Below are 10,756 nucleotides of genomic sequence, written 5' to 3' on the forward strand. Positions count from 1 at the left end.
ATTCGTCTAGCAACAGCGATGGTATTAAATAAAAGGAGTTTGCATGAAAAAGCTTATTAAGCTAACTAAAGGAGCCTACGTAGTAGGTGCATTCTTCCTTTCCTTAGTACTTTTAGCCATCACCTTACCTGTGGCTGGCACATACTTTTTTATTGATGGTAACTTTACCGCCATAGTACCTTGGGCTTTGATAATCATCACAGCAACAGTGGCATATTCTGCTTATTTCATCTACAAAGCTACAGAAGCTAAGATTAGAAGAGCAGTAGAAAGCTACACATGTGCAAACTTCCAACCAAATACTAATATTCAAGTTATTCAAGCATTGGAAGGTAAGTTCATCGGGATTGATGACAAGAATGGTACTGTTTTGATGGTTTCTATTTATGATAAGAATGAAGCTATCGGAATAGATTTTAGCGATATCATTGGCTACGAGTGTGTTGGTAATAAGCTGACACTTAGTATAAAAGACCTCTCTGATAGCACTTTTACTATCAGTGGAGCAAAAAGTTTCAGCTATAAGTTAGACATACTGTTTACTCCTTCATACCAGCCTAAAGTAAAAACAAAAAATATTTTTAGTGAGTTTGTTCAAAAAAAAGCACTCGCCTGATTATTGCTACCCTCTAATACCAACATTTTGAATTGAGCGCCTATCGGCGCTCTTTCTTTGCCCCCAATAAAACTCTCTCTGGTGTGAACCCACCTTGTTATCGCCCGTCGATGTGATCGTCTGGCTTTTCCCATGCCCGGAGCAACCATGTCCACAAGAGCTGTACACCCACAACAGGGCCAAGAATATGGCCTGATGTTTATCGCTATCGCATTGATGTTCATTTTCCTTATCTGGATATACCAACCCCCTATCATGTATGGATGCATCTGGCTTATTTACCAGCTTTGGTCTCTCTGCGATTTTCCACGCATACATATTTACGTAGCAGAACGCATCAATCTGTTGGCCTTGGCTGGCAACCAAGTAAACAATATGACCTGGGGGGAATTTATTGCTGTCATGAATCGCACTGCCGGTATCTTAATGGTGCCACTGTCTATCATTGTGGTTGGAAGTATGTTGGCAATTCGTAATCATCCTCGGAACCTAACCCGCAGGCATATTGATGTGTATACACTTCCCCACATCATGGCACAGTTCTCACCCAGTATTATTCCAGCACTCTGCTATGGCGATAAGAAGACGCAATTATTAAATTGCGATCCACCGGAACATCGTAGCGCCCAGTCTCCAGATGAATTTGCCATACAACATCAGTTAGTTATTGGTGAACGCCTTGACCGTACTCGAGCCCAAACAGTATTTGAGCAACAATTAGGCACACCACTTAAAGACTTCTCCAGCTTTAATGCTCACGAACGCGCACTAGTGGCAGTCTTTGGATTACAAGTATTTTTCAACGACCGCAAAGGTGCCCAAAAACTTTTGGATGGTCTGAATCGCTCTTGCCTCATCAAAAGCCGTCGTGATAAAGGCCAAAAAGGTTATCCCGTTCTACGCCTGGCAAATGATGCTTTCTACAAAGTGGCAAATTCCCCCGTTGCTGTACGCTGGCTGCGTCATTACAGCTCAACACGAACAGCACTCTCCGCACTCCATGACCGCGATTTACGTTTACCTGGTGCTAATTTTCGATGGCTAAAAGGCCTGGATAGAACACTCTGGTACGCATTGACGTCCTCCGGGCGCCCCAAGGTATTTATTGAAGGGGCAGGGGTTATTGCAGCAGCAAAATGGGAAACATTGATCGCTGAAATATCTGAAAAGTTCCGGGTAACCATTCAAGTACCTGCAACAAGAATGGATATAGCTATCGAGGGTTTACTTGCCGACTCACGCCGCATTGGCCTGGTATTGGAAGAACGAGAAGCACAATCAGAATCCCGCGCCAAAGAACATGACAGTGAGGATGAGGATGACAGCGATATAGTCATATTGCGGGCCTCACCAATTAAATCAGAAAGCCCAAATTCAACAACTTCTATACCTAAAGATGACGAGCCAGCAGTTCAACCGCCAAAATCCGCTCCTCGCGCACCGTTCCGACCTAAAAAACGCTAAATCCAAACACTAAGGCTACCTCATGACTCAGATCTATACTGCCACTTTGCAGGGTTCCACTCTGTCCGTTTATACCCATCAATCTGGTGCAAGTTGCCTTATAACACTGCTTCAACCTGGCTCGCGCTCCCGTTTTTACATAAAAGACAACGGGATATATCACGACAGCTTTGGTGTGAATTCCGCAATGATATATCAGGCGCCATCCACCAAAGAAGCTGAGCTATTTTTGCAAGCTATCAACAATGCTATCTACCATCGTTGTAAGGTCAGAAATATAGCGTGCTTAACGCTATTAGTTACGGCTATCGTCTTGTGCATCACATATGGCTGGTATGTGTTTACAACGCTCGGCGAACATATGGCCCGAAATAATCCGACACCAGTGACACAACTTAGCACAAGTAACCCAACAGCGATTCAGCCAGCTCCCGTTGTCGCCCCACAACCCATTTCACCAATACAAGTCCCGGTAATACCTAAAACCATGCCAGCGCAGACAAACACCTCTACGACTGCAGCAACAGGCTACCAAAAAACGGCGCAGGTATTACGTAATGCGGCTGAAAGTGGCTTTTACACCATCGCCTTGTCATCTGGCCATCAGCGTACACTCTATGCATTTTCAGACCCGCTGTGCCATAACTGCCAAATCATTGAGCCAGCACTGGAGGCATTAGCCCAAAAATATAATGTCGAGGTTTTCCCAGTCACACTGGTGGGTAAGCAACAGACCATTGATCTGGTGAGCCCTATCCTCTGCCAAACGCCTCTGTCACGTAAGACCTTATGGAAAAAGCTATTCCAGGCAGATTCAGGTATGAATCCAAATGAAAATACATTCCCTCTCGCATCGTGCGAAACAGGTACCGAAGCCATTAGCCGTAATGACAGCGCATTTGATGCGTATAACCTACCTGGAACACCGTCACTGATAGCGGATGATGGCCGTTACATCCCTTTGACCTCATTAAAAAGTGACGATGCATTGGAAGCGTTTCTGAATACACCGCGCCCTCAATAATTCTGTTCTGTAATCCCGCTGTATATCCTTTCAAATATTCATCCGTCGTTGAGGTTTGTAAATGGCTCAATCAGTTGAAATCGAAGCCCGCCGAGTTCGGCGGTCGCTTGGCTATACCTTTATAAATGACGCCCTACTCTCCCCGTTTGGCGTCCAGTTCTTCCTGCTTGCTGGCTTGGTTATGGGCTGGATATTCCCCGCCAGTCTTCTGATCAGTGTTCCCGGACTTTTACTCCATGTCATGCTGTTCAGCGACCGTCCTTTTCGAATGCCCCTGCGCATGCCAACAGATGTGGGCGGAATAGACCTGACAACGGAGCGCGAAATGCCCAAGTACCGTAATGGTTTATGGGGATTTTTCCGCTATGTGGTACGGACCCGCAAATTTTTTCCAGCTGCAGGTGTTATGTGTCTGGGCTTTGCCAGAGGTAAAGCCCTCGCTCGCGAGCTCTGGCTAACATTGGATGATGCATTGCGCCATATGTTGTTATTGGCCACGACGGGGTCAGGTAAAACAGAAGCGCTGCTGTCCGTTTTCTTGAATGCCATCTGCTGGGGCCGAGGCATCTGTTATTCAGATGGTAAAGGGCAAAACTCGCTGGCTTTTGCTATGTGGTCGCTAGCTCGCCGGTTTGGTCGGGAAGATGATTTTTACGTACTTAACTTTATGACGGGAGGAATGGACAAGCTTTTACTGCTGCTACTCAATGACAAAAAACGCCAACCGTCCAACACGATCAATCTGTTTGGTACCGCCAACACCACTTTCATCATCCAATTAATGGAATCCATGCTTCCCCCTGCGGGGAGCGGTGATGCTGGCTGGCAGGACAAAGCCAAATCCATGAATGCTGCGTTGGTCTATGCGGTTTACTACAAATGTAAAAAAGAAAAACGGACCATATCTCAGACAGTTATCCAATCGTATTTACCTTTACGAAAATTGGCTGAGCTCTACCTGGAAGCCAAACGCGATGGCTGGCATAAAGAAGCCTATAACCCATTAGAAAACTATTTCAATACACTAGCCGGCTTTCGCATTGAGCTCATTAGCCAGCCCTCAACTTGGGAGCAAGGTGTCTATGATCAACACGGCTACTTAATTCAGCAATTCAACCGCATGCTCACCATGTTCAACGACTTGTACGGCCACATTTTCTCTACCGATGCCGGCGACATAAACATTGAGGACATACTGCACAACGACCGCATTCTGTGTACCACTATTCCAGCCCTGGAACTGTCAAAAGGTGAAGCGTCCAATATAGGTAAACTGTATATATCCGCGATTCGCATGACCATGGCCAGAGACTTGGGTTGTGAGCTCGAGGGAATGCTCAACGATGTGTTAATCGTTAAAAAATACAGCGGGAAATTTCCGTTTGCTATCGCGATGGATGAGTTAGGTGCCTATTTTGGTCCTGGTATGGATAACCTGGCCAGCCAGATGCGTAGCTTGGGATATATGCTGATTGTTTCTGCTCAGGATATTCAGCGGTTTATCGCAGAACATCGTGGTGAATACATGACGGTAAACGCTAACTTGCTCACCAAATGGTTTATGGCCCTGCAGGATGAGAAAGATACTTTTGAGTTGGCCAAGATTACTGGCGGGAAAGGATATTACGCCGAATTGGGGGCAGTTGAACAAGCGGGCGGCATCATTACACCCAACTATGAAGATGCCAAAAACAACTACATTCGTGAAAAAGACCGGCTGGATCTCGGCGACCTGAAAGAGTTAAATCCTGGTGAAGGGATGATTTCTTTCAAAAGTGCCCTGGTACCGAGTAGTGCTATCTATATCCCGGATGATGACAAGATGACATCAGCGCTACCGATGCGAATAAACCGATTTATTGAAGTACAAACCCCAACAGAAGCCGAGCTACTTGCTCTAAATCCGACCTTATTGCGCAAACTCCCCCCATCCGCGCAAGAAATTGAAGACATATTACTACGCTTAGACGGCCCAGAAGACAGTACCCATCAAATCGGCATCATGGACCCAATTCTTAAACGTATTGTAGACCTTACCCTTGATCTGGATAACCGCGCTGATATCAGCTACAACCCAACCCAACGGGGCATATTGATGTTTGAAGCGGCCAGAGAAGCTTTACATCAAAACAAACGCAAATGGCGCCATCAACCAACACCACCGAAAACTATCCGGGTCTCAAAAGAAGTGGCTACCTCCTTAGCCGATGCTGACCTGCAAAATACCATATCAAACTGACCTGTTGGCCTTTCAATAATATCCCAATATTCCCTCAGCTCTACCACAGGGAACAAATACATATCTAAAAGTGAGCACAGCAATGGAAGATCAATCATTCGTGGCGGCAGGCACATTGCATCCCCGCACCGTATCTTATCGTTCCAGTTATCTCTATCCCCCCCATTTGGGAAAAAAAGAGTATCTGACCCACATAGCTACCGACGTAATAGGTTTTAAATCGCTTTGCTGCGTTGAGTTTCGTGCAACAGACATCGAATTAATACCTTCACCAGTTGACGGTAAAATTACCTGCCCACTGTGCCTAACTATGTGGCACAACTGCCAGGCTTTTGGGACCGGTGACTTTAATGTTATCGAGATAGCCAATGAAGTAACGCCAGGATGAATGGAGAAAATATAAAAATGAAACATCGCTTTTTTGCGCAAAGTTCACCGTTGATAATCCTGGCCACATTGACACTGTCTTGGCCTGCTTTCGCGATGCCGGCGTTCACTGTTGGCTTCTCCCCTTCGCATTCTGCCAGAGTTGCCGTACTGGATGTAATTAACCAGACCAAGAATACCCTGAACATGGAGGCTTACTCTTTTACCGATAAAGGAATAGCGCAAGCTTTGGTGGCGGCCAAACAACGAGGGGTTAGCGTCAGGGTGGTAGCAGACAAGAAAAGTAACAGCGATAGCTATACCGCGGTGACATTCCTTGCCAATCAGGGCATTCCTATTCGCCTAAATGGTAATTACTCTATAATGCACAATAAGATAATTCTGGCCGACAGTAATACGCTCCAGACAGGGAGCTATAACTACTCGGCCAGTGCAGACAAGCGTAATGCTGAAAACGTTCTAGTCGTGCGGAACCAGCCGCAGTTGGTCGCGGCCTACGAACAGGAATTTGAACGGTTATGGCAAGAAAGTCAGCCGCTTTTACCTAAATACTGAGGCACATCGATGAGCGATAACAACCTAGATTATCAGCGAGGTTACACCGAAATGGTACGACTATGTGCCATGATGCTGATAGTTCAGCTAGACACCCGGGAGGGGCACAGGTTGCAAGCATTGAGCACGTCTCGTGCCGAGAACCTGCGCGATGAGTGCGCTCGATTGCTCAACTTGTTTTCAATGCCAGTACAATTTGATAAAACGAAACACGATGAAGTATTTCAACGCTTGATAGCCATTTTTACCGAAGTTGCAGGTGACAACAGTAATGCCTGGTTATCATATCAGCCAGCGATGCAGCTGCTGCGCGGACACGTTAATTAATAACAAAAAAGCCTGCTCCAGTCTTTGGAGTCGGCTTTTTTGTTTCGTGCTTACGACAGTTTACTGAGGTCGATATCCACCCTGTGGTTTATGACCTTGCTCCAGTTCGTGCAACTTATCCGCACCTGATTTTGGCTGTAAAATCCCCGAATATGACGCCTGTCGGTCAACCTCATAACCCGCTAATATACGTTGCTGAGGATCACTAAGCGGTAGCGGTTTCTCGCCCCCCTCATTAAACCATCCGACCAATCCACATGCCTGATTGACAAAAGTACGGCTCCCCTCAAAGACCATCACTTCCCCTGATTTTTCTTCTGCAATCGTCATAGCACCCGCGATATGCTGGCCATCAGAGATAAATGGATTGGCTATTTCTATCCTCTCACCACGATCCTGTACTTGTACGATTCCATCATGCCGATACTGAATGACGCCGTCGCGATTAATTTGAGTATCATAGCCCTCCAAGTTGAATGGTCTGCAATCATCAGCTGCTGCACACCGGATACCATTCTCAGAAAGCGGTGGTGTTTTGTTAGCACGTTTAAGTCGATACGACCAGCCACGCAACTGTGCAATAGCCGCCTGGTCATGATTAAGGGCCTGTTGCTCTACCCAGGCGCGATAACTCAATCTACGATTTTCCGGGTTGGCATTGAAGACTTTTTTCTCTGCTTTAACCGCGATACGCAAGGCCGCTATAGCTTTCATTCGTTCAACTTCAATGATGTGATAAGTCAACTTGCGGAGCAATGGATCACCGATGGCGATTCGCGCTCTGGCTTTCTGCCAGGCAAAACGTTTAGCCACATGTTGGTAACGTTGCTTGAGTGTCCCCCCCTCCAACTTAGGCTTTATCCATGCAGACTTATAAGCCTGATAGCGTGCTTTCAAATCCTCTCGCGCATCGGCTCTGGCCAGACGTCGGTCGATACGGGCAGTGTTATCCCGAGCATGTAGACGAGGCTCATAAATGAATTCTCGTTTATAGTTGGAATGAATGATGTTGTCATTATCATCGGTTAACATCACAATTTCCGGTGACGGCTCAAACTTACCCAGCGTCTCTTCAAGGCAATACAAGGTCAGGTCTGGATGCAGACTACTTGCTTTAATAGGAGGCAGACTTTCATCTTCGCGCGAATAAATTGCTAAGCCCTCCCCTTTGGGTTTTAACTCCAGACCTGCACGAATAAGCTCAGTATGAATAGCATTCCATGAAGGGTTATCCCCTGCCACAATCTCACCAATACGTTGACGACACTCCCCTGTCGCATAGCTAAACAGACTCTCTGAGTCAGCGTAGTACTCCAATTGCCTAGCTTTACGGGGGATAGATTTAAAGTCATTTTCACTGCGCACGACTTGGTGTGATCCATTCACTTTCCATGCTCCATTATCCGGGGTGAAACCATGCTTCATCTCCAGATGGCGACAAGCTTTATGCAATGTATCAACATCATTATAGAGATTAGCGGCGCGGTATGATTTAGGGTTAACGCGGTTCGCGGCAATATGGCAATGCACATTATCGGTATCTCTATGCACCGCAACGACGTACTGATGATCGGCCATACCGAGTTGCTTCAAACAGTATCGAGCACTATCAAAAATTTGTTCGTCAGTCGGTGTATCTTCTTCACGCCAGGATAAGATGCAGTGATAAACAGCATCCACACAACGCGTGTTTTGCATCGCAACAGCGTTCATTTCAGCCGACGCGGTTTCCAGGCTGAAACAATTGGTTTCGCAAACAACGTTTCCACTTTTAATTTGCTGAGTGCCATCATCAAACATGGCCAACACGGTTTGGTCTTCTACAGAAGCTTTCCGGTCGAGATAATCAATCAGGCGATCAAAGATAGCGGCCTTAGAGAGAGAAGGTCGGATATAGGGATTATCAGGAGAGATAGGCATATCGGGTTTGACTTCATCGCGAAGAGTCAAATAACTCACCAGTTGAATGAAACTGGAACGGCCATCCCGCCGCTTTTCTGGAACAATTGGGATCATGCTTTATCTCGCTCTGCAGCTAAGCCATCAATACCCAGGTCTATACTGATAATCGCTTTTTTGATAGCCACAAGTACCTCAGAGTACTCTTTGCTAAATACCTCACTGACATTGCCCCGCCCCTCGTTAAACAGGTGTTTTTGCAACCCTCCAAGTCGGCGAAGTTCCATTATCATTTCGGTATCGCACTTTGATTCAATACGGCGTCCAAGGCCACTACGAAGCATATAGGCCCCCACACTTAAGCCTGATGCTTTTGCTTTTGTTGCAATGATTTCCTTTTCCTCTGGGTAACAGCGAATGCTGGGCAGCAGGGCTGTTCTGTTCCGGCTTTCGCTTTTACTCATGGTGATAATTTCCCTTACAGTCTCGTAGTCTCAGTCTAGCGGGTGTCGGGGCTCTGCCCTGACCAGGTCGTTTTGTAGGGCAGACTGCGTGCAGGCGGTGCTACAAAACATATCCTGTCCCGTATTTGAAACCGGATATTTGTATTTTGCCTTAAATGGCCTGAGAAGTCATTACACCATGGGAGAACTTTTTTCGGAGTTGTACTGATTTGAAACGCCCGTATGCTATTGTCGTACCTAAAATTTTTCGAATGGGGAAATATGGCATATGGCGGCAAAAAATCATTACAGTACTGAGCAGTTAGAATTAGCGAAAGTACAATTATCTGAATTACCTGATTTGAGAACAGAGCGTCTCACGGGTAAGGAAGTATTGGCAGGATTAAAAGAGCAAATTTTAATCTTGGCTACGCAAAAAGGGTATACAGCTAAAGATATAAAATCAGCATTGGAAAGTTGCGAAATTGTTGTCAGTGAAAGAGCTATTCAGGAAGCCATTAAATCTGTAGCTGTGACAAAAAAGAAAGCGGCTTCATTATCGAAAGTAAGAAGCATTAAAAAAGCAGAAGTAGAAAATACCGGAAAAAATGTGACAGCACAGAGTTGATAAATCTGTCGGTCATGGCTCAATGCCGTGAACGGCAGAAAGGGTAAATTTAATGCAATATAGGTTCATGTCTCGAATCTATTAATATCCATCAGCGGCACTCAATGTGCTGCTGATGGATAAAAATTTTTCACCAATTGCAGACTGGCATTCCTGAAATCACACCACCGTCGCAATCAAATTGAATCATTTTAATGTCATATTTTGTCATCATCTGATAAACAAATTTTCTGAGAGTTTTTGATAATCCCATACGTTTCAAACGCAAAACAGCGACTCTCCCGCCCCACAAATCAATAATAAATCCGTATTCATATTCTAAAACCCAATTGACATGTGGCGTAATCCGGCAACCGTACAGGCCAAGAACAGTATTATCATCAAATGTCATGTATGCTGTAGAGCAAACCAGACAGCGTTTAACTTCCAGTTCTTTACTCATAATTGCTCCTATAGGCGGTGTTATCAGCACCGCCATAAAGTAAATTAGGCTTTAATTTTTTTCATTTCTTCGGCCAATTTCCAAAGAGCATTATTGAGTTTGATATCTCCCGTAATCCCATTTACAGCACGGGTTTTACTGCGCTTACCTTGCGCATTAATGCCATGTAGCCCACCCTTTATCATATTTTCCTGCACCCGCTGATAAGTCGTCCATAAATCAGTATTTTTATCCTGCCAACGGCGAGCATTTAAAATTTGACCTGCGGTAATAGGTTGATGATCGTCTGAGTATTTGTACTCTAATGCAGCCTCTGCATAAGCCTGTTGTTCTTCATTATTCAACATAATGGATTTCATTTCGTTTCGTGATTCAGTCACTTTATCGAACAGACCTAAAACCTCATAGGCACCTTCGATAACTTGTCCAGCCACATCACCTTTGTGTGGGACACGCACATCACCGAACGTATCACCGCATACTAATCCGTTATTGCAGACGAACCGAAAAAGACCGGGGATCATTTGATAGCTGCTACTACCATCATGACTGTTAAGCAAAATAATTTCGGGCACTTCATCATTTTTGCTAAACCCATTTCGACGTAGACGCAGCATATGGCGAGTATGTCCGCGCTTGTTTTCATCACGAACACGAGTTTGACAGGCATAAAAAGGTTGAAAGCCCTCTTCACGCAGTTTCTCCAAAAGAGTGATCGTAGGTATGTAAGTA

Annotated in this window: 12 protein-coding genes; 8 read left to right on the top strand and 4 right to left on the bottom strand. The window is 45.4% G+C overall.

Annotated features, from left to right (window positions below; all coding sequences use genetic code 11):
* Positions 1-43 precede the first annotated feature (43 nt).
* The 7 genes from ACQ4OC_RS19105 to ACQ4OC_RS19135 all read left to right on the top strand — a co-directional run bounded on the left by ACQ4OC_RS19105 (position 44) and on the right by ACQ4OC_RS19135 (position 6,612).
* Positions 44-616: a hypothetical protein gene (locus ACQ4OC_RS19105; protein WP_088130798.1), complete on the top strand. Its 573-nt coding sequence runs from the start codon at positions 44-46 to the stop codon at positions 614-616.
* 147 nt (positions 617-763) lie between these two features.
* Positions 764-2,080: a conjugal transfer protein TrbA gene (locus ACQ4OC_RS19110; RefSeq protein WP_205582783.1), complete on the top strand. Its 1,317-nt coding sequence runs from the start codon at positions 764-766 to the stop codon at positions 2,078-2,080.
* 22 nt (positions 2,081-2,102) lie between these two features.
* Positions 2,103-3,104, top strand: coding sequence for a hypothetical protein (locus ACQ4OC_RS19115; protein WP_430971522.1), 1,002 nt, complete (start codon positions 2,103-2,105; stop codon positions 3,102-3,104).
* Between the two features lie 61 nt (positions 3,105-3,165).
* Positions 3,166-5,343 carry an F-type conjugative transfer protein TrbC gene (gene trbC / locus ACQ4OC_RS19120; protein WP_240442712.1) on the top strand — a complete coding sequence of 726 codons (2,178 nt, stop codon included), beginning with the start codon at positions 3,166-3,168 and terminating at the stop codon, positions 5,341-5,343.
* 82 nt (positions 5,344-5,425) lie between these two features.
* Complete coding sequence (locus ACQ4OC_RS19125) at positions 5,426-5,731, top strand: hypothetical protein (protein ID WP_162975221.1); 306 nt, start codon at positions 5,426-5,428, stop codon at positions 5,729-5,731.
* A 17-nt stretch (positions 5,732-5,748) separates the two neighbouring features.
* Entirely contained in the window at positions 5,749-6,285 is a 537-nt protein-coding gene (locus tag ACQ4OC_RS19130) for a phospholipase D family protein (protein ID WP_120806753.1), read from the top strand.
* A gap of 9 nt (positions 6,286-6,294) precedes the next feature.
* Positions 6,295-6,612, top strand: coding sequence for a hypothetical protein (locus ACQ4OC_RS19135; protein WP_050289016.1), 318 nt, complete (start codon positions 6,295-6,297; stop codon positions 6,610-6,612).
* Positions 6,613-6,672: 60 nt separating this feature from the next.
* Here ACQ4OC_RS19135 and traI read toward each other — a convergent pair whose 3' ends face one another.
* Together traI and mobA are read right to left on the bottom strand one after the other, a co-directional pair.
* Positions 6,673-8,628 (bottom strand): TraI/MobA(P) family conjugative relaxase, encoded by a 1,956-nt coding sequence (gene traI, locus ACQ4OC_RS19140; protein ID WP_120806754.1) that lies wholly within the window; start codon positions 8,626-8,628, stop codon positions 6,673-6,675.
* On the bottom strand, positions 8,625-8,975 hold the full coding sequence (gene mobA / locus ACQ4OC_RS19145) for a plasmid mobilization protein MobA (RefSeq protein ID WP_050074462.1): 351 nt from the start codon (positions 8,973-8,975) through the stop codon (positions 8,625-8,627). Before mobA ends, traI begins: the two co-directional genes overlap by 4 nt.
* Before the next feature lie 268 nt (positions 8,976-9,243).
* Between mobA and ACQ4OC_RS19150 the strand changes: the two genes are divergently transcribed.
* Positions 9,244-9,582, top strand: coding sequence for a mobilization protein MobC (locus ACQ4OC_RS19150; RefSeq protein ID WP_430971523.1), 339 nt, complete (start codon positions 9,244-9,246; stop codon positions 9,580-9,582).
* Positions 9,583-9,712: 130 nt separating this feature from the next.
* Here ACQ4OC_RS19150 and ACQ4OC_RS19155 read toward each other — a convergent pair whose 3' ends face one another.
* Positions 9,713-10,024, bottom strand: a complete 312-nt coding sequence (locus ACQ4OC_RS19155; RefSeq protein ID WP_430971524.1) for a DUF5983 family protein — start codon at positions 10,022-10,024, stop codon at positions 9,713-9,715.
* Between the two features lie 44 nt (positions 10,025-10,068).
* Positions 10,069-10,756: DUF932 domain-containing protein (locus ACQ4OC_RS19160; protein WP_430971525.1), on the bottom strand; the 688-nt coding region annotated here is incomplete at its 5' end.

It is taken from the genome of Yersinia sp. J1, assembly GCF_050586585.1.
GTDB lineage: Bacteria > Pseudomonadota > Gammaproteobacteria > Enterobacterales > Enterobacteriaceae > Yersinia > Yersinia entomophaga.

Coding starts and splice junctions, on each gene's coding strand:
- ACQ4OC_RS19105 (WP_088130798.1), top strand. CDS start 44: ATGAAAAAGCTTATTAAGCTAACTAAAGGAGCCTACGTAGTAGGTGCA.
- ACQ4OC_RS19110 (WP_205582783.1), top strand. CDS start 764: ATGTCCACAAGAGCTGTACACCCACAACAGGGCCAAGAATATGGCCTG.
- ACQ4OC_RS19115 (WP_430971522.1), top strand. CDS start 2,103: ATGACTCAGATCTATACTGCCACTTTGCAGGGTTCCACTCTGTCCGTT.
- trbC (WP_240442712.1), top strand. CDS start 3,166: ATGGCTCAATCAGTTGAAATCGAAGCCCGCCGAGTTCGGCGGTCGCTT.
- ACQ4OC_RS19125 (WP_162975221.1), top strand. CDS start 5,426: ATGGAAGATCAATCATTCGTGGCGGCAGGCACATTGCATCCCCGCACC.
- ACQ4OC_RS19130 (WP_120806753.1), top strand. CDS start 5,749: ATGAAACATCGCTTTTTTGCGCAAAGTTCACCGTTGATAATCCTGGCC.
- ACQ4OC_RS19135 (WP_050289016.1), top strand. CDS start 6,295: ATGAGCGATAACAACCTAGATTATCAGCGAGGTTACACCGAAATGGTA.
- traI (WP_120806754.1), bottom strand. CDS start 8,628: ATGATCCCAATTGTTCCAGAAAAGCGGCGGGATGGCCGTTCCAGTTTC.
- mobA (WP_050074462.1), bottom strand. CDS start 8,975: ATGAGTAAAAGCGAAAGCCGGAACAGAACAGCCCTGCTGCCCAGCATT.
- ACQ4OC_RS19150 (WP_430971523.1), top strand. CDS start 9,244: ATGGCGGCAAAAAATCATTACAGTACTGAGCAGTTAGAATTAGCGAAA.
- ACQ4OC_RS19155 (WP_430971524.1), bottom strand. CDS start 10,024: ATGAGTAAAGAACTGGAAGTTAAACGCTGTCTGGTTTGCTCTACAGCA.